The 18,259-nt window shown below is 69.3% G+C and carries 13 protein-coding genes and 1 other annotated feature; of the genes, 6 read left to right on the forward strand and 7 right to left on the reverse strand.

Going from position 1 to position 18,259, the window contains the following annotated elements:
* Positions 1-8 precede the first annotated feature (8 nt).
* The 3 genes from BRX43_RS04105 (at position 9) to BRX43_RS04115 (ending at position 4,235) form a co-directional block, all read left to right on the forward strand.
* Positions 9-2,417 (forward strand): ligase-associated DNA damage response DEXH box helicase, encoded by a 2,409-nt coding sequence (locus BRX43_RS04105; protein ID WP_125993692.1) that lies wholly within the window; start codon positions 9-11, stop codon positions 2,415-2,417.
* A 175-nt stretch (positions 2,418-2,592) separates the two neighbouring features.
* The gene (locus tag BRX43_RS04110; RefSeq protein WP_125993561.1) at positions 2,593-3,078 is read left to right on the forward strand and encodes a RidA family protein; all 486 of its coding nucleotides are present in this window, start codon (positions 2,593-2,595) and stop codon (positions 3,076-3,078) included.
* A gap of 26 nt (positions 3,079-3,104) precedes the next feature.
* Positions 3,105-4,235, forward strand: a complete 1,131-nt coding sequence (locus tag BRX43_RS04115) for a GNAT family N-acetyltransferase (RefSeq protein ID WP_125993562.1) — start codon at positions 3,105-3,107, stop codon at positions 4,233-4,235.
* Between the two features lie 26 nt (positions 4,236-4,261).
* Here BRX43_RS04115 and BRX43_RS04120 read toward each other — a convergent pair whose 3' ends face one another.
* A complete protein-coding gene (locus BRX43_RS04120; RefSeq protein WP_241214765.1) occupies positions 4,262-5,863 on the reverse strand; it encodes a hypothetical protein in 1,602 nt (533 codons plus the stop codon).
* 187 nt (positions 5,864-6,050) lie between these two features.
* Entirely contained in the window at positions 6,051-7,859 is a 1,809-nt protein-coding gene (locus tag BRX43_RS04125) for a DUF885 family protein (protein WP_125993563.1), read from the reverse strand.
* Positions 7,860-8,126: 267 nt separating this feature from the next.
* Positions 8,127-8,182 (forward strand) — a sequence feature (sul1 is cis-regulatory element that is thought to sense ions involved in sulfur or methionine metabolism; They are found in Alphaproteobacteria).
* 69 nt (positions 8,183-8,251) lie between these two features.
* On the opposite strand from BRX43_RS04125, the gene BRX43_RS04130 reads away from it, so the two are divergent.
* Both BRX43_RS04130 and BRX43_RS04135 read left to right on the forward strand, forming a co-directional pair.
* Positions 8,252-9,745, forward strand: coding sequence for a SulP family inorganic anion transporter (locus tag BRX43_RS04130; protein WP_125993564.1), 1,494 nt, complete (start codon positions 8,252-8,254; stop codon positions 9,743-9,745).
* A 99-nt stretch (positions 9,746-9,844) separates the two neighbouring features.
* A complete protein-coding gene (locus BRX43_RS04135) occupies positions 9,845-12,373 on the forward strand; it encodes an esterase (protein WP_125993565.1) in 2,529 nt (842 codons plus the stop codon).
* Positions 12,374-12,390: 17 nt separating this feature from the next.
* On the opposite strand, the gene BRX43_RS04140 is transcribed toward BRX43_RS04135, so the two are convergent.
* The 5 genes from BRX43_RS04140 to BRX43_RS20175 all read right to left on the reverse strand — a co-directional run bounded on the left by BRX43_RS04140 (position 12,391) and on the right by BRX43_RS20175 (position 17,098).
* The gene (locus tag BRX43_RS04140; protein ID WP_206433101.1) at positions 12,391-13,551 is read right to left on the reverse strand and encodes an acyltransferase; all 1,161 of its coding nucleotides are present in this window, start codon (positions 13,549-13,551) and stop codon (positions 12,391-12,393) included.
* A gap of 93 nt (positions 13,552-13,644) precedes the next feature.
* Positions 13,645-15,018: a glutamate--cysteine ligase gene (locus BRX43_RS04145; RefSeq protein ID WP_125993567.1), complete on the reverse strand. Its 1,374-nt coding sequence runs from the start codon at positions 15,016-15,018 to the stop codon at positions 13,645-13,647.
* An 85-nt stretch (positions 15,019-15,103) separates the two neighbouring features.
* A complete protein-coding gene (locus BRX43_RS04150) occupies positions 15,104-16,111 on the reverse strand; it encodes a glycosyltransferase family A protein (protein ID WP_125993568.1) in 1,008 nt (335 codons plus the stop codon).
* An 82-nt stretch (positions 16,112-16,193) separates the two neighbouring features.
* Positions 16,194-16,940, reverse strand: coding sequence for a 16S rRNA (uracil(1498)-N(3))-methyltransferase (locus tag BRX43_RS04155; RefSeq protein ID WP_125993569.1), 747 nt, complete (start codon positions 16,938-16,940; stop codon positions 16,194-16,196).
* Positions 16,940-17,098 carry a hypothetical protein gene (locus BRX43_RS20175; protein WP_164523518.1) on the reverse strand — a complete coding sequence of 53 codons (159 nt, stop codon included), beginning with the start codon at positions 17,096-17,098 and terminating at the stop codon, positions 16,940-16,942. The genes BRX43_RS04155 and BRX43_RS20175 overlap by 1 nt, the downstream gene beginning before the upstream one ends.
* A 239-nt stretch (positions 17,099-17,337) precedes the next feature.
* On the opposite strand from BRX43_RS20175, the gene ubiA reads away from it, so the two are divergent.
* Entirely contained in the window at positions 17,338-18,246 is a 909-nt protein-coding gene (gene ubiA, locus BRX43_RS04160; protein ID WP_125993570.1) for a 4-hydroxybenzoate octaprenyltransferase, read from the forward strand.
* Positions 18,247-18,259: the final 13 nt, after the last annotated feature.

The following is an 18,259-nucleotide window of genomic DNA, read 5'->3' on the forward strand; positions in this document are numbered from 1 at the left end:
ACACGCCCCTGACCGACCTTCCCGCGCCCCTCACCGCCTGGTTCGCCGCGCGCGGCTGGCAGCCCCGGCGGCACCAGCGCGACATGCTGGTCGAGGCGCGGGCGGGCCGCCACGCGCTGCTGGTCGCGACGACCGGCGCGGGCAAGACGCTCGCCGGCTTCCTGCCGACGCTCGCCGAGCTGATCGAGGCGCCGCGCGACGGGCTGCACACGCTCTACGTCTCGCCGCTCAAGGCGCTGGCGGTCGATATCCAGCGCAACCTGGTCAACCCGATCGACGAGATGGGCCTGGATATCCGGGTCGAGACGCGCACTGGCGACACCCCCTCCGACCGCAAGGCGCGCCAGCGGATCAAGCCGCCGCACATCCTGCTGACCACGCCGGAGAGCCTGTCGCTGCTGCTCAGCTATCCCGACAGCGCGACGATGTTCGCCGGCCTGCGCACGATGGTGGTCGACGAGGTCCATGCCTTCGCCACCGGCAAGCGCGGCGACCTGCTGGCGCTGGCGATGGCGCGCTTGCAGCGGATCGCGCCCGATCTGCGCCGCGTCGCGCTGTCGGCAACGGTGGCGGACCCGGACGGCTATCGCGCCTGGCTGGCCCCGGACGGCGATATCGACACGGTGTCGCTGGTGCGGGGCGAGCCGGGCGCCGCCCCCCGCATCGAGATCCTGCTGCCCCAGGACCGCGTGCCCTGGTCGGGCCATTCGGGCCGCTACGCCGCGGAGCAGGTGATGACCGAGATCGCCGCGCACAAGACCTCGATCGTCTTCTGCAACACGCGCAGCCTGGCGGAGCTGATCTTCCAGGATCTGTGGAAGGCCAATGCGCAGGGCCTGCCGATCGGCGTCCATCACGGCAGCCTGGCGCTGGAGGCGCGGCGCAAGGTGGAGGCGGCGATGGCGTCCGGCCGGCTCCGCGCGCTGGTCGCCACCTCCAGCCTGGACCTGGGCGTCGACTGGGGCGATGTCGACTGCGTGATCCAGATGGGCGCGCCCAAGGGATCGTCGCGGCTGCTGCAGCGCATCGGTCGCGCCAACCACCGGCTGGACGAGGCGAGCGAGGCGATCCTGGTCCCCGGCAACCGCTTCGAATATCTGGAGGCGCGCGCCGCACTGGATGCGGTGGCGGCGGGCGAGCTGGACCCCGACCTGTTCCGTCCCGGCGCACTCGACGTGCTGGCGCAGCATGTCATGGCCTGTGCCTGTGCCGGCCCGTTCCGGCAGGAGGACCTGCTGGACGAGGTCCGCTCCGCCCTGCCCTATTCGGCGCTGACCGACGAGACGTTCGACCGCGTGCTCGGCTTCATCCGCGACGGCGGCTATTCGCTGCGCGCCTATGACCGGTTCAAGCGGCTGGTGCAGGACCCGGACGGGACGTGGCGCGTCGCCCATCCGAAGTTCGTCGCGCAGCACCGGCTGAACGCCGGCATCATCGTCGAGGCGACGATGCTGACCGTCCGCTTCCGCAACGGCCGCAAGCTGGGCAAGGTCGAGGAGGGCTTCGCCGCGACGCTGAGCCATGGCGACACCTTCTTCTTCGCCGGGCTCAGCCTGGAGGTGGAGACGATCGACACCGAGGATCTGGTCGTCCGCGCCACCAGCCGCCCGGCGCGCATCCCCAGCTATGGCGGCAGCCGGATGCCGCTATCGACCAGCCTCGCCGACCGGGTGCGGCGGTTCCTGGCCGATTCGTCCGAATGGCACCGCTTCCCGGCCGATGTCCGCGACTGGCTGGCGATGCAGGCCCGCCGGTCCCGGATGCCGGAGCCGGGCCAGTTGCTGGTCGAGACCTTCCCGCGCGAGGGGCGGCATTACATGGTCGCCTACAGCTTCGAGGGGTGGAACGCGCACCAGTCGCTGGGAATGCTGGTCACCAAGCGGATGGAGGCGCGCGGACTGAAGCCGCTGGGCTTCGTCGCCAATGACTACGCGCTCGCCTGCTATGGGCTGGAGAAGATCGAGGACCCCGCCGCCTTGTTCTCCGCCGATATCCTGGAGGAGGAATTCGTCGACTGGGTACAGCAGTCGCATCTGCTGAAACGTGCGTTCCGCGAGGTGGCGGTGATCGGCGGACTGGTCGACCGCCAGCATCCCGGCAAGCGCAAGACCGGGCGGCAGGTCACCTTCTCGACCGACCTGATCTACGACGTGCTGCGCAAATACGAGCCGACCCACCTGCTGCTCCAGGCCGCCTGGGACGATGCGCGGGCGCGGATGACCGATGTCGGCCGGCTCGCCCATCTGCTCGACCGCGCGGCGGAGACGATGGTGCATGTCGACCTGGAACGAGTGTCGCCGCTCGCGGTGCCGGTGCTGGTCCTGATCGGCCGCGAACGGGTGTCGACCAATGCCGGCGACGACGCGCTGCTGATCGAGGCGGAGGCGCTGGCGGCCGAGGCGATGGCGGCGGCGTGAGAGGATTGTCGATCGTGCTCCTGCGAAAGCAGGAGCCCAGAGCCAAGCCAAACAACGCCTGATATCCCGTGCCGCCCTGGGCTCCTGCCTGCGCAGGAGCACGGGAAGCGCTTCGGCAAAGATCCCCGCGCCCAGGACTTGACCCTTGGCGCGGGCAAAGGCACCTCCTTCGGCCATGACCGACCATATCGCTCGCAAGCTCGAAGAGCTGGGCCTCACCCTGCCCGAGGCCGCTGCTCCCGTCGCCGCCTATGTCCCCGTCGTCGAGGCGGGCGGGCTGCTCCATGTCTCCGGCCAGTTGCCGTTCCGCGACGGCCAGCTCGTCACCGGCCGGCTGGGCGACGGCGTCTCGCTGGAGGATGGCCAGGCGGCGGCGCAGGCCTGCGGCCTGATGATCGTCGCGCAGCTCCAGAAATATCTGGGCGGCGACCTGTCGCGCGTGGCGCGGATCGTGAAGCTGGGCGTGTTCGTCAATTCCACCGGCGACTTCACCGACCAGCCCAAGGTCGCCAATGGCGCGTCCGAACTGATGGTCGCGCTGTTCGGCGACCATGGCCGCCATGCCCGCTCGGCGGTCGGCGTGCCGGTGCTGCCGCTGGGCGCGGCGGTCGAGGTGGATGCGATCGTGCAGGTCGGCGAGGCGCTGCCCCTTCCGGCCTGACCCTCCGATCCCTAGATCGGGCGGTAATGACCAGCATCACCGCCCGCCTGGCCGACGGCGTCCGCCAGATCGCCGCCGCCGATTGGGATGCCTGCGCCGGCAGCGCCAACCCGTTCATCGGCCATGCTTTCCTGACCGCGCTGGAGGAATCCGGCGCGGTCGGCGGGCGCAGCGGCTGGCAGCCCCTGCCGATCATCGTCGACGGCGATGACGGCCGCCCCGCCGCCATCGCCCCGGCCTATATCAAGGCGCACAGCCAGGGCGAATATGTCTTCGACCATGGCTGGGCCGATGCCTGGGAACGGGCCGGCGGCGACTATTATCCCAAGCTCCAGATCGCCTCCCCGTTCAGCCCGGTGCCCGGTCCCCGGCTGCTGCTGCGCGATCCCGCGCTCGCCCCGGCGCTGATCGGCGCGGTGCAGGCGGTGGTCGACCAGAACGACCTGTCCTCCGCCCATGCCACCTTCGTCGACAAAGCGCAGGTGCCGCTGTTCGAGGCGGCGGGATGGCTGATCCGTCAGGGCGTGCAGTTCCACTGGACCAATCGCGGCTACCGCGATTTCGACGGCTTCCTGGACGATCTCGCCAGCCGCAAGCGCAAGGCGATCCGCAAGGAGCGCGCGGCGGCGGTGGAGGGGCTGACGATCCGCCACCTGTCCGGCGACGCGATCCGGGCGGAGCATTGGGACGCCTTCTGGACCTTCTACCAGGATACGGGCAGCCGCAAATGGGGGACGCCCTATCTGACCCGCGCCACCTTCCCGCTGCTCGGCGAGACGATGGGGGATCGCGTGCTGCTGATCCTGGCGGAGCGGGACGGCGTGCCGATCGCCGGCGCGCTCAACCTGATCGGCGAGGATACGCTCTACGGCCGCTATTGGGGCTGCGCCGAGGACGTGCCCTTCCTCCATTTCGAGCTCTGCTATTACCAGGCGATCGAGGCGGCGATCCTGCGCGGCCTCGATCGCGTCGAGGCGGGCGCGCAGGGCGAGCACAAGCTGGCGCGCGGCTATGCGCCGGTGTCGACCTGGTCGGCGCATTACATCCCCCATCCCGACTTCCGCCGCGCGGTCGCCGCCTTCCTGGAGCGCGAACGCCAGGGCGTCGCGGCGGACGCCGAATATCTGGAGGCGCTGACCCCGTTCAAACGGGGGTAGCCGCACCCGCCGCGTCCTGGCGGCGTTTACCCGGCGACCGGCCTGGGTCGCCGCTTGACCAGGGGCGGCGGGGGCGGCGGCTGGGTCCGGTCGTCGACCCGGTAGAGATAGTTGGTGCCGTTCTGCCAGATCAGCGACAGCCCCTTGAGCTGCTTGTGGTCGAAGCGCGGCGGGCTGATCAGATAGACATAGTCGAAGGCATTGCGCGGGAACAGCTGGAGCGCATAGCCCAGCGGCCGCCACCATTCGCCCCGGCAATAGCGATCGGTGACGATCTGCGACGGATCATGCGCGAAGCCACGCGCCGCCGTGTAGCGCGCGGTCAGCTGCTGCGCGCCGGCCATCGACCATTGGTCGTTGGTATAGGCCAGCTTGCGCTCCAGCAGCAGGCCGGGGACATGCTCCAGCCGCGTATAGGCCCAGTCGTCATAGCAGCGCCGCCCGACGAAGCTGACCACGCGCGCGCGCTCCGGCAATACGTCCAGCACCGCCAGGGTGCGGTCATAGGCCTGGGCATAGAGCGCGAAGCTCCACGTCGTGCCGACCAGCCGCGCCGCGTAGAACAGGAGGCCCAGCATCGCCAGCATCGCCGCGTCGCGCGGCTGGCTGCCCCGCTTGGGCCGAAGCGCGATCAGCAGGATCGCCAGCACGAAGGGTGCGAGGCGCATGTCCGCATAGGCCGAGCCGAACACGATGCGCGGCAGCAGCAGATAGACCAGGAACAGGAACAGCGCCGACAGGCCCAGGTTGCGCGAATATTCGATCCGGTCGTCGCGCACGCCCTTGAGCAGGACGATCAGCAGCACCGCGGTGGAGGCGATGTCCCAGGCGAGCCAGCGGTCGCGCAGCACCATCATGATCCATTGGACCTTGGCGCGCCAGTTGAAATAGTCGGCCGTGACCCCGGTGACGTGATCGCCCGACCGCCACACCACCATCATCACCAGCGGCAGGGCGAGCGGCACGCAGCCCAGGCCGGCGCGGATCCAGCTTTCCAGCCAGTGGCCACCCCGACCGTCCTTGCGCAGGTCGTGCTGGCGGATCATCTCCGCCGAGAAGGCCAGTACGCCCAGCACGCCCCAGCCATAGGTATGGCACACCCAGAGCGCGCAGCTGAGCGGCACGAAGACGATCGCCCGGAACACCAGCCGCCCCTGTCGCGCCAGCCGCAGCCACCAGGCGAACAGGTTGAGCGCGATCGCCATCGACAGGGCGAAGTTCACGAAGCCGAACTGGATCGGATAGCAATAGGCCAGCGGCAGTGCGAACAGCGCGGTCGCGGGGATGCGGCCATGCACCTCGCGCGCGATCCACAACAGGCCGGTGACGATCAGGAAGGGGATCGCCATCACGATCAGCTTCACCGCCAGCTCCAGCCCCATCAGGGGGGTCAGCGGGATGATGAGCAGGTCGATGCCCAGATTGCCGATCAGCGACCAGCGAAAATCATACCATTGGTTCAGCCACGGATTCTCCGCCATGGCGAACTGGACGCGGTAGCGCCCCATATGCCCGGGCAGATCGACCAGTGGCGGGATGGTGGGCCACCAGAGCGGGATCGTCGCGGCGATCGCCATCGCCACCACGAACCACCGCGTCTGCCACCAGTTCAGCTTTTCCCCCGACATGAAGGTCAGCATTACGGGCGCAGGTCCCATCAGGCAACCGGGTGGGGCGGGCTGCCCGGACATGGCGTGCGTTACGGCTTCGCCTTCGCAAGCGCGGTGCAGCAACCCGGAACGTCCCCGCTCGGGACCGTGGATCGCTGCGCCATACGCGCCGGGACGACCGGGATCGGGGAAGCCCCGAAAGGCCTCACCCCCGCTGCGCCGCGATCCGCTCGTCGATGCGGCGCTCCAGGATGGTCAGCGGCATCGCGCCTTCCTTCAGAACCTCGTGGAACTGCTTCAGGTCGAACCGGTCGCCCAGCGCCGCCTCGGCCTTGGCGCGGGCGCGGGTCCAGGCCATGTGGCCGACCTTGTAGCTGCACGCCTGCCCCGCCTGGGTGCAATAGCGCTCCACCTCGCGCAAGGTGCGCGGGCGGGCGAAGCCGGTGGTCGCGACCATATAGTCCGTCGCCTGTTCGCGGCTCCACCGCTTGGCGTGGAGGCCGGTGTCCACCACCAGCCGCGCGGCGCGGAACAGGAAGGATTGCAGATAGCCCGCCCGCTCCAGCGGCGTCGCATAGGCGCCCAGCTCGTCGGCCAGTTGCTCGGCATAGAGCGCCCAGCCTTCCGAATAGGCGGAGAAGAAGCCGATCTTGCGGAGCGTCGGGATGTCGCGCGATTCCTGCGCCAGGCTGATCTGCAGATGATGGCCGGGCACGCCCTCATGATAGGTGAGCGAGGGCAGCGTGTATTTCGGCCAGTCGCCGACATCCTTCAGATTGACGAAGTAGATGGCCGGGCGCGACCCGTCGAGCGAGGCGCGGTTGTAATAGCCGTTGGCCGCGCCGTCCTGGATCTCCACCGGCACCGCGCGGATCTCCAGCGGCTGGGTCGGCACCGTCGCGAAGGCCTGGGGCAGCCTGGCGTACATCCCCTTCACGCCCTCGTTCAGCCCGGCGAGCAGCGCGGCGCGACCGGCCGCGTCATTGGCGTAGAGCTGGTCCGGCCGGACGTTGAGCTTGGCCAGCCGCTCGCCGACGCTGCCGTCGCGCAACCCCTGCGCCTTCAGGATCGTGTCGAGCTGACCGCTGATCTCCGCGACCTGCGCCAGGCCCAGCCTGTGCACCTCGTCCGGGGTCATGGTGGTGGTGGTCGCCTGCGCCAGCGCCATGGCATAGACCGCATCGCCCTGCGGGATGCGCCAGATGCCGTCCCCCGCCCGCGTCGTCGGCTTCAGCTTCTCGATCAGCGCGATCTGGCGGTCGAGCGCGGGATAGATCTTGTCGGCGACGATGCCGCTCGCCCGCGCCTGCCAGTCGCCGGCCAGCCCCTTGGCGGCGGCGCGACGGACGAGCGAGTCGACCATGGTGGCGGTGGCGGCGGGCTGGCGCCGCAGGGCGCGCATCTGGCCCAGCGTCAGGTCGAGCGACCAACCGGGCGCGAGCAGTCCGCGCTGCGCCTCCGCCGCCTGCATCGCGCTGTCCTGGTCGAGCGCGGTGGCGAACTGTTCCAGCCGCGACAGATAGGCCTCGGCATCGCTCGCCTGGTTGATCGTGTGCGCGGTGTTGAGGAAGTCGGGCACCGAGAAATAGGCGCCGCCCTGCTGGAAGATGCGATAGGGGCGGATCGCGCTGTCCATGCCGAACCGTTCGGCCGAGGCGATCTGCGTGTTCAGCGAATAGCGCACCACCTCCAGATTGAGCGTCGCGGCGGGCGACAGGCCCTTCGCATCGAATGCGGCGAGCCGCGCCAGCGCCCCCTTGGTCCGTGCGACATCCTCCGCCCGGCGCGCGGCGGTGCGGGGCGACAGCTCGCGCTTGAGCGGCGCGAGGGCACCCTTGTCGAGGCCGAGCGACGTGGCCATTTCCGGCGAATGGGCGACCGCATCCTGGAAGATGCGCTCGAACGCGGCGTTGAGCGCGGCATCGCCGCCCTGCGCCAGCGCGGTGCCCGGAACCAGACCGGTGCCGATCGCGGCGAGGCCGGTGGTGGCCAGGAACTGACGGCGGTCGAGCATGATATCCCCCTGTATGGCTTGTCGATTTCGGAAGGGTGTAGCGGTGGAGATGGACTCCGCGCTAGGGGGGTTAAGTCCCTTCCTGTTCCCCGGCGAAGGCCGGGGTCCAGTTGGGGGACGAAGGTGACGACGCGCAGCCTTCCGTTACATCAGCCTTCCCTACCGGGCCCCGGCCTTCGCCGGGGAACTGGTGATCGCTGCGTATAACTCTACCCAACACCCGGCTTGCCCCACCCCGCCCGCTTCCTGTACAGGCCGTTCCATTCGCATGGACCCGGTGCAATTCCGGGTGGCTCTTCCGGCCGCCGATCCGCCGGACAACCTCAATCGCGCCGTTCCAATGTCCGGTGACCCCGATGGGGCACGGCGGGCGCGTGTTGCGGATATCTTCCATGACCCATCTTCTTTCCACATACCGGACCCAATGGTTCGTCGATCTCGGCGGCGTGCGCCGCGATCTGCTCGCCGGCCTGGTCGTCGCGCTGGCGCTGATCCCGGAGGCGATCGGCTTCTCGATCATCTCCGGCGTCGATCCGCGCGTCGGCCTCTACGCCTCGGTGGCGATCGCGATGGTGATCGCGCTGGTCGGCGGGCGGCCCGGCATGATCTCCGCCGCCACCGCCGCCGTGGCGGTCGTCGTCACGCCGCTGGTGCGCGATCATGGCGTGTCCTACCTCTTCGCCGCGACCATCCTGATGGGGCTGATCCAGATGGCGGCCGGGCTGCTCCGGCTCGACCTGCTGATGCAGTTCGTGTCGCGGTCGGTCATCACCGGCTTCGTCAACGCGCTCGCCATCCTGATCTTCCTGGCGCAGGTGCCGCAACTGACCGGCGTGACCTGGCACAGCTATGCGCTGGTCGCGGCCGGTCTGGCGATCATCTACCTGTTGCCGCGCCTCACCACGCTCGTCCCCTCGCCGCTGGTCGCGATCCTGCTGCTGGCGGCGGTCAGCATCGCGCTCGACCTACCGGTCCGCACCGTCGGCGACATGGGCCGGCTGCCGGAGGGGCTGCCCAGCCTGGCACTGCCCGACGTGCCGCTGACCTGGGAAACGCTGCGCATCATCCTGCCCTATTCGCTCACCATGGCGGCGGTCGGCCTGCTCGAATCGCTGATGACCGCGCAGATCGTCGACGACATGACCGACACGGACAGCAACAAGCGGCAGGAATGCCTGGGCCAGGGCACCGCCAACATCGCCGCCGCGCTGGTCGGCGGCATGGGCGGCTGCGCGATGATCGGCCAGTCGGTGATCAACGTCACCTCGGGCGGGCGCTTCCGCCTGTCGACCTTCACCGCCGGCGCGGTGCTGCTGGTGCTGCTCACCGGGCTGGGACCGGTGGTCGGGCGAATCCCGATGCCGGCGCTGGTCGCGGTGATGATCATGGTGTCGATCGGCACGTTCAGCTGGAATTCCATCCCCAATCTGCGCCGCCATCCGCCGACCTCCTCGATCGTCATGCTGGTCACCGTCGCGGTGGTGGTGGCGACGCACGACCTGGCGCGCGGCGTGCTGGCCGGCGTGCTGCTGTCCGGCATCTTCTTCGCCGGCAAGGTCCGCCGCCTGTTCGCGGTCGAGCGTATCGCGGAGGGCGACACGACCATCTACCGGGTCACCGGGCAGATCTTCTTCGCCTCGGTCGACCGCTTCACCCGCGCCTTCCGCAGCGACGAGCCGGCGCGCGTGGTGGCGATCGACGTGTCCGCCGCGCATTTCTGGGACATCTCGGCGGTGGGCGCGCTCGACACGATCGTCGCCCGGTTGCGCCGCGACGGGCGGCAGGTGACGGTGACCGGCTATAACGCCGCCAGCGCCGATCTGGTCGACCGCTTCGCCCGTTATGACAAGACCGGCGTCGAGCTGGGCCTGGCCCCGCACGGATAGGAGCGTTTTGCATTTCCCGCCCGATCGCCGGTAGAGCAGAGAGCAGAGAGCAGAGAGCAGAGAGCAGAAGGCGACACGATGCGCCCATGGGAGAGTGATATGCAGGTTCCGCCCCTTGGCCTTGGATGGCGCGCACTCGGCCTGGTGTCGCTCGCGGCGCTCGCGACCGGCGCGGCGGCACCGCAGGAACAGGTGACGACGGTGCCGCCCTATCCGAACGGCGGTGGCCCGGCGGAGACGGTGGCGAGCGCCGCCACCGGCACGCCGGGCGCGCGCCGCTTCACCTGGTCGACCAGCCAGCCGCAGCGCGACGACGGCCCCCAGCGGCGCACCGTCACCGAGGGCACCGGCCCCTATGTCGCCAGCGGCAGCGACCGGTTCGACGCGCTGTTCGCGCTCGCCATCGACGATGCGCACCAGGCATCGGTCGAGGCGATCAAGGACGACGCCTATAATGGCGGCCGCCCGATCGCCTGCCATTGTTTCGAGACGGGTTCGCAATGGCATTATGTCTGGACGCGCGACCTGTCCTACGCGCTCGACCTGGGGCTGGCGGCGATCGATCCGGGCCGCGCGGTCGACAGCCTGATGTTCAAGACCAGCGACATCCGCGCCGGCGTCGCGGTCCCGCCCGAAATCCCGGCGGCTTCGCGCCAGATCGTGCAGGACACCGGATCGGGCGGCAGCTGGCCGATCAGCACCGACCGCACCGCCTGGGCGCTGGGCGCCGAGCGGACGCTGGCCAATCTCGACGGCCCCGCGCGCGACCGGTTCGCGCGGGCGGCGCTCACCGCGCTCACCGGCACCCTGGAGGCGGACCGGGTCGCCGCCTATGATCCGCGCGACGGCCTCTATGGCGGCGAGCACAGTTTCCTCGACTGGCGCGACCAGACCTATGCGCCGTGGATCCTCGACGACCTGTCCGCGATGGCGCAGATGAAGGGGCTGTCGACCAACATCCTCCACTATCGCGCCCTCCGCCTCGCCGCGCGGCTGGCGGGGGAGCAGGGGCAGGCGGCGCTGGCCACGCGCTATGACGGCTGGGCGGGCAGCTTGCGCGGCGCGATCGCGCGCGGCTTCTGGGATGCGAAGGCGGGGCTGTTCGCCACCTATGTCAGCGCCGATACGACGCCCTACGCGATCGCCAAATACGACCTGCTCGGCAATGATCTGGCGATCCTGTCGGGGATCGCCGACGCGGCCCAGGCGCGCACCATCCTGTCGCGCTATCCCTTCGCGCCCTACGGCCCGCCCGTCGTCTGGCCGCAGGCACCGGGCCAGTTCGTCTATCACAACCGCGCGCAATGGCCATTCGTCACCGCCTATACGCTGGCGGCGGCGGCACGCGCGGGCCATGTCGCCGCCGCCGACCGCAGCCTGGACGCGGTGATGCGCGGCGCGGCGCTCCACCTGTCGAACATGGAGAATCTCGAATGGCTGACCGGCCGTTCGCGCTTCGACGATGGGCCGGAGATCAATGCCCGCCGCCAGCTCTGGTCGGTCGGCGGCTATATCGGCGCGGTCACCGCAACCCTGTTCGGCTGGCATCCGGAGGCCAACGGCGTGCGCGTCGCCCCGTTCCTGACCACGCATATGCGTACATTGCTGGGGGCAGGCGACACGGCGACGCTGGGGCGGCTCGACTATGCCGGCCGGCCAATCGCGATCACGCTTCGCCTGCCGCCCCGGGCGGCGGCCGGCGGCGTCTATCCGGTCGCGCGCATCCTGCTCAACGGCCGCCCCGCCCCCGCCCGGATCACCGCGCACGATCTGTCGCCGGGCGAAAACCGGATCGAGGTGACGTTCGGCAAGGCGCGACGCTCCGCCACGCGCGTCGCCACCGTGGCGGCGATCCCGGCGACCAGCCATGACGATCCCCGCGCCTTCATGCCCGCGACGCCGGGCCTGACCGCCAGCGCCCAGACGGACGGCGTGCGACTGGCGATCACCGGCCCCGCCCCCATCGCCCCGGTCCGCTACACGCTGCTGCGCGACGGCCGACCGGTGGCGCGCGACCTGCGCACGACTGGCTGGACCGATCGCGGCCGCGATCCCGAACGCACCGCCTGCTACAGCGCGATCGCGACCTTCACCGGCAGCGGCCTCGCCTCGCAACCCTCGGCAGCGGCCTGCGTGCGCGGCCGGTCGGCGCAGACGATCGCGATCGACGACCCGCGCCTCTCCGGCGCCGGCCGCCGCCTGCCCGCCGGGGCGGACGGCGTCGCGGAACCCACCTTGCTGCTCGGCACGGGGATGCGGGCGAGCATCGCCGACGTGACGATCCCGCGCGCCGGCACCTATGCGATCAGCCTGCGCTACGACAATCATGTCGGGCCGCTCAACACCGGCATCACCAACGGCGTGAAGCGGCTGACCCTGACCGGCCCCGGCGGCCGCGCCGGCGGGATCGTCCAGATGCCGCATATCCGCGGCATCGGCGACGCGCATCCGTTGCGGGCCTCGACCCGCGTCTATGTCACGCTGCCCGCCGGCCGATACCGGCTGGACCTGAGCGACTTCCTCAACATGAGCGCGCTCGCCGCCAACGCCACCTACAAGGGCGCGGGCGGCCCCGACGGCCCGGTCAACGCCGTGCGGATCGCCGCGGTGATGATCGACCCGGTCTGATCGACGATGGCATTTTCCTATCGCCCGCGCGCATCAGGATGAAGCCGCCATGATGCTGAGCGCGCAAACCAGATAGGAGCTTGCTTCGCCAAGTGTCGCGCCAGCATAGACGAGGGGCGTTCGATCAAGCGATGAAATGCCATTGCGACGGGAAAAACAAGCGACACGGACAGGAGGGTCCCCATCCAAGATGGCGCATGACCGTCCATCAACCTGACAACACTGATCAGAACCAGCATGTGCGTAAGATACAGGCTATAGGATATTTGCCCAAGGAAGCTAGTCGTTCTGCCCAGGAGAAACGAAGGTGTAGCCGCTTTGGACAGGCACAGTGACAGGATGATACACGCCCCCACCCCTTGCATCAAAAGCCACAATAGATTTGCCGGGCTACTTATCCAGCCCACTTGAAATGGTGGAAAACATAGCAATCCCACGCCTAAAAGCCATGCAATGGCGATCAACCGCGGCGACCGTGCATCAATCCATGCCGATACATTGTTGGCGTTGATTGCTATCAGCGACCCCATAACGAAAAGTGATACATATTGCATCGAAGTGAGGATGGATCGCACTATGAAACGATCCGTCAAATGGATCGCCCAACTCGCTATGATCAATAATATCAAAGATGCCGCACATGTTTCCATCGGGCGCAGGCGCAATCCAACGACAAAAAACGGCAGGATAAAGGCGATCCGCATTTCGTGGAAAAGGCTCCACGCCGGATTGTTCAGCGTATCCTTGGCACCCGTCATCAGCAAATGATGCAGGACGAGCATGCTGCTGACAGGGTCGCTCCAGCTATAGTTGAACCAGCCGGTCGCGTCCCGCAGCGGGTCTTGCCCCAGCAAGCCGCATAAGATGACAGCAATAACAATCGATGCCGCGAAGGGCATCCAGATCCGTATGCACCGACTGATAATATAAGGTAGATACTCTCTGCCCAGTGAAGCGCTTGGCGCAAGAACCAACCCACTCAGTACGAAGAAAAGAATGACGGCAGGTGGCCCCGCAACCAGCATGCGTAGCGGTGATGCAAACAGCCATGATGGCTGATGGGCCGTCGCCGTGATGGTTAAGCTCACATGCCATAGCAACACTATGACAGCTGCGATTCCCCGCACCGCATCCAATGAGCGTATCCGCACCCATGCCCCCCCGGCCATGTAAAGCATGCCGGAAGCGCCGGCGACCGGAGCCGCGAATATCACATCATAGGCGTCGTTGGAACGACCAGAACTTTAGTCCTTGTGGTTCCGGCAAGGAAGTTAGAAACTCTCCTCGGCATAGACGCGCGACACGTCGCCGCCCCAGATGCCGTGATAGCGGTCGAGCAGCGACTGGGCCGGCACCACGCCGCTGCGCACGATCTCACGCAGGGGATCGAGGAAGCCGGTCTCGTTCTCGCCCGCCGCGTTGAGCCGGCCGCGCGCCGCCAGGCCCCGATGGGCGATGTCGAGCACTTCGCCGGCGATGTCGCTCAGGCGTCCCCCGCCCGGCACCGGCGCGTCGAGCGCCAGCGTCGGCACCGCATCGCGCAGGGTCTGGCGCTCCTCCAGCGTCCAATGCTTCACGAGGTTCCAGGCGGCATCCAGCGCCCCCTGGTCGTAGAGCAGCCCGACCCACAGGGCCGGGAGCGCGCAGATGCGGTTCCAGGGACCGCCATCGGCGCCGCGCATCTCCAGGAAGGTCTTCAGCCGCACCTCCGGGAAGGCGGTGGAGAGATGGTCGGTCCAGTCGTCCAGCGTCGGCTTCTCGCCCGGCAGCACCGACAATTCGCCCTTCAGGAAGTCGCGGAACGACAGGCCGGCGGCATCGATATAGCGGCCGTCGCGATAGACGAAGTACATCGGCACATCGAGCATATAGTCGGCGTACCGCTCATAGCCGAAGCCGTCCTCGAACACGAAGGGCAGCATGCCGGTGCGCGCCGGATCGGTGTCCGACCAGATATGGCTGCGATAGGACAGCTTGCCGTTGGGCTTGCCCTCGGTGAAGGGCGAGTTGGCGAACAGGGCGGTGGCGAGCGGCTGGAGCGCCAGGCCGACGCGGAACTTCTGCACCATGTCCGCTTCCGACGCATAGTCGAGATTGACCTGGATGGTGCAGGTGCGCAGCATCATGTCCAGCCCCATCGAGCCGACGCGCGGCATGTGCCGGCGCATGATGTCGTAGCGGCCCTTGGGCATCACCGGCAGGTCGGCACGCGCCTTGTCGGGCCACATGCCCAGGCCCAGGAAGCCCAGGCCCAGCCGCTCGCCCGCTTCCTTGACCTGCGCCAGATGCCGGCCGGTTTCCGCGCAGGTCTGGTGGAGATTGTCGAGCGGCGCGCCGGACAGTTCGAACTGGCCCGCCGGCTCCAGGCTGACGCTGCCGTCCTGGCCGCTCAGCGCGATCACCGTGTCGCCCTCGGTCACCGGCTGCCAGCCATGCCGGGTCAGATCGGCGAGCAGATCCTTGATGCCGCCCGGCGACGCATAGTCCGGCGCGCTGTGATCGGCGGTGCGATAGACGAATTTCTCATGCTCGGTGCCGATCCGCCAGCGTTCCGCCGGTTTCTCGCCGCGCGCGAAGCTGGCGATCAACTGGTCCCGCGATTCGATGATCGGCGAGCGCTTGGGTTCGGCGGTCTTGGTGGTCATGGCGGGCCTTTACGCGCGCGTGAAGGCGGACGCCAGCCGGGATTGAAGCGATCCCGACAAGCCGCCGCCCCGCAAGCATTTTCTCCTATTGCGCCAACAGCTTGTACAGCCCCAGCTTGGCCGCGACCGCCCGCAGCCGGAACTTGCGGTCGAACTTCTGGCGGGTGAAGGGCTGATAGGGGCGGACCGGCGTCGGCGCGGTCAGGTCGGCGGGATGGTCGAACAGGCCGGCGCGCTCCGCATCGACCAGCCAGTTCTTGGCGACGCCGCCGGCATGGAGGCACTTCGCCGATTTCAGGTTCAGGTCGCGCAGCATCGCCACGCCGTCGCGGCCCATCTTGCGCCGCAGCCGCACCGACACGCTGTTCGCGAAGCAGTGCCAGGCGGTGGGATCGAAATAGCCGCCCCCCTCGCGCATCGCCAGTGCCGCCCACACGATCGACTCGACGTGCATCGACCAGGCGGGCAGCGCCGCATCGCCCAGCTCGACCAGCAGCGTCTCCAGATAGGCCCAGTCGATCCCGCGCACCTGCGCGACGCCGATATCGGTATGGTCGGCCAGCGCCACCTGCCGCTCGAACGCGGTCTCGACCACCTCTTGCGGCAACAGGCAGTTCGGCCCCTGCCACATCAGCAGCACGCCGCGCGCCGGCGCTGGCTCGAAGGTGAAGCGGTTGGGGAAGTAAACGTCGGGATCGATGATGACGACCGGCCGCCCCTCATCCACGACCAGCGCGGGATCGGTGATCTTGCGCCAGCAGGGGTGGCCGTTGCGGAACCGGCGCACCGCCGGCTGCCCCGCCAGCCGTTCCTCGGCGATGGCATCCACCGCCGCCTTGCCGACGACACTCCACGCGCTGTGGCGCGGCGCATCGACCTCCGCCAGCGCGGCGCTGATCGCGGCGACATCCTTGTCGCCATCGGTGACGACGATCAGCTCGATCGGCTCGGCGACGTTGCGGATCAGGCTGGCCAGGCACGCCTTCGCATAGCGCAGCGACCCCGCGCCCATCACGCAGACCACGGCGCGCCGTTCACCGGCGCCCGTCCCGCGATCCCTGCCCTGGCCGCTGTTCGTCGTCGCTGCGGTCATGTCCGTCGTCCTGCCCGTTCCCGTTGCGCGGGTGTCTGCCCGGTGCGGCCGCCCCGCGCAAGCGCCTGCGGACGATCGAAAGTCACGACCGCCAGTCGCCCGCCGCCGCCATCCACAGCGCCACCGCCGCCGCCGCCGCCGTGTCGGCGCGCAGGATGCGGGGGCCGAGCGCGATGCCGACCGCCGCCGGATGCCCGCGCACCGCCGCCCGCTCCTCCGCGTCGAAGCCGCCCTCCGGCCCGATCAGGATCGCCGCCGGACCGGGCCGCGCCGCCATCGCCTGGAACGCCGGCTCCCCGCCCGTCTCGTCGGCGAAGAACAGCGCGCGCTCCGCCGGCCAGTCGCGCAGCAGGGCGGGCAGCTTCATCGGTTCGGCCAGTTCGGGCAGCGCGGTGCGGTCGCATTGCTCCGCCGCCTCGACCAGATGCGCGCGCAGCCGCTCGCCATTGGGCTTGTCGACCACGGTGCGCCGGGTGACGACCGGCACCAGCCGCGCGACGCCCAGCTCGCACGCCTTTTCCGCCATCCAGTCGACCCGGCCCTTCTTCAGCGGCGCGGCGCACAGCCACAGGTCGGGCACCGGCTCGCGCGGGCGGAGCAGCGTCTCGACGGTGAGCGTCAGGTCGCGCTTGCCGGCATCGGCCACGGTGGCGAGCCATTCGCCGGTGCGGTCGTCGAACAGCTTGACCGGCGCGCCCGGTTTCAGCCGCATGACCGACAGCAGGTAATGCGCCGCCGGTCCGTCGATCCGGCGCGGGCCGGCGGCGAGTGCGTCGTCGACGAACAGCCGCGGCGTCGATTGGGGTGGCCAGGCGGGGGTGGCGGGCATCAGCGTCTCCGGCGGAGCAGGCGGCGACCGATCCACCAGAGCGCCGCCGCCGCCACGACCGCCAGGATCGCCGCGCCCGCCACCGCCCCGGCGACGCGGAAGATCGCCCAGAACAGCGCCTCGACGAAGCGCCCGACCGCGACCGACAGGCCGATCAAAAGGATGCGCGCCGAGGCATGATGCGTCCCCGGATAGCGACGGATCGGGGGTGCGCCAATGGCGGAGGCGTCGGCGTCTCAACATGCCTGGAGCGCCAAGAGCTTGCGCCACCCCGGCGGAGGGCGGGACGGGCGAGTACGTCCGCCTCCCCGCCCCCGTCCCAGCCTCGCGTCTTCGCGCGGCCATTACCGCTTCCCGGCAAGGTGACGCCGCCGCCCGGCTGCGATAAGGCCGCGCGATGACCATCGGCATCGTCCCCGACAGCGAGCATCGCGGGTTCGTCGCGCGCCTCCCCGCGACCTTGCGCGGCCTCGCTTTGCTGGCCCGGTTCGACCGGCCGATCGGCTGGTGGCTGCTGTTCTGGCCCGGTGCGTGGGGCGTGGCGCTGGCCGGCGGGGCGGCGACGCGCTGGCCGCTGATCCTGTGGATCCTGGCCGGGTCGATCGCGATGCGCGGCGCGGGCTGCGTCTATAACGACATCATCGACCGCGATCTCGACGCGCAGGTCGCGCGCACCGCCGCGCGGCCGATCCCCAGCGGCCTCGTCTCGCTGCGCACCGCCTGGCTGTGGCTGGTCGCGCTCAGCCTGGTCGGGCTGGCGGTGCTGGTGCAGCTCCACCCGCTCGCCGCCGGGGTCGCGCTCGCCAGCCTGGCGCCGGTCGCCGCCTATCCCTTCATGAAGCGGATCACCTGGTGGCCGCAGGCGTGGCTGGGGCTGGTCTTCTCCTGGGCGGCGCTGGTCGGGTGGAGCGAGACGGCGGGCGACCTGTCGGCGCCGATCTGGTGGCTCTATCTGGGATCGATCCTGTGGGTGATCGGCTATGACACCATCTATGCATTGCAGGACCGGGAGGACGATGCGCTGATCGGCGTCCGCTCCTCGGCGCTCAGGATGGGCCGCCGGGTGCGCGGCGGCGTGGCGGGCTTCTATGCCGGCGCGCTTCTCGCCTGGGCGCTGGCGATCTGGAGCGTCCGGCCCGATCCGCTGGCGGTCGCGGCGCTGGTCCCGGCCGGCCTGCATCTCGGCTGGCAGGTCGCGACGCTGCGGCCCGACGACGGCGCGGGCGCGCTCGCCCGGTTCCGTAGCAACCGCTCCACCGGGCTGCTGCTGTTCCTCGCCTTTCTGGTCGTCGGCCTCAGCCGTTAGGTTGCGCGAGCGC

It is taken from the genome of Sphingomonas sp. S-NIH.Pt15_0812 (assembly GCF_003951315.1).
Lineage (GTDB): Bacteria > Pseudomonadota > Alphaproteobacteria > Sphingomonadales > Sphingomonadaceae > Sphingomonas.

Excerpts from the sequence above, each read along its gene's own strand:
- BRX43_RS04110 (WP_125993561.1), top strand. The coding sequence starts at position 2,593 with ATGACCGACCATATCGCTCGCAAGCTCGAAGAGCTGGGCCTCACCCTG.
- BRX43_RS04115 (WP_125993562.1), top strand. The coding sequence starts at position 3,105 with ATGACCAGCATCACCGCCCGCCTGGCCGACGGCGTCCGCCAGATCGCC.
- BRX43_RS04120 (WP_241214765.1), bottom strand. The coding sequence starts at position 5,863 with ATGTCGGGGGAAAAGCTGAACTGGTGGCAGACGCGGTGGTTCGTGGTG.
- BRX43_RS04125 (WP_125993563.1), bottom strand. The coding sequence starts at position 7,859 with ATGCTCGACCGCCGTCAGTTCCTGGCCACCACCGGCCTCGCCGCGATC.
- BRX43_RS04130 (WP_125993564.1), top strand. The coding sequence starts at position 8,252 with ATGACCCATCTTCTTTCCACATACCGGACCCAATGGTTCGTCGATCTC.
- BRX43_RS04135 (WP_125993565.1), top strand. The coding sequence starts at position 9,845 with ATGCAGGTTCCGCCCCTTGGCCTTGGATGGCGCGCACTCGGCCTGGTG.
- BRX43_RS04140 (WP_206433101.1), bottom strand. The coding sequence starts at position 13,551 with ATGCTTTACATGGCCGGGGGGGCATGGGTGCGGATACGCTCATTGGAT.
- BRX43_RS04145 (WP_125993567.1), bottom strand. The coding sequence starts at position 15,018 with ATGACCACCAAGACCGCCGAACCCAAGCGCTCGCCGATCATCGAATCG.
- BRX43_RS04150 (WP_125993568.1), bottom strand. The coding sequence starts at position 16,111 with ATGACCGCAGCGACGACGAACAGCGGCCAGGGCAGGGATCGCGGGACG.
- BRX43_RS04155 (WP_125993569.1), bottom strand. The coding sequence starts at position 16,940 with ATGCCCGCCACCCCCGCCTGGCCACCCCAATCGACGCCGCGGCTGTTC.
- ubiA (WP_125993570.1), top strand. The coding sequence starts at position 17,338 with ATGACCATCGGCATCGTCCCCGACAGCGAGCATCGCGGGTTCGTCGCG.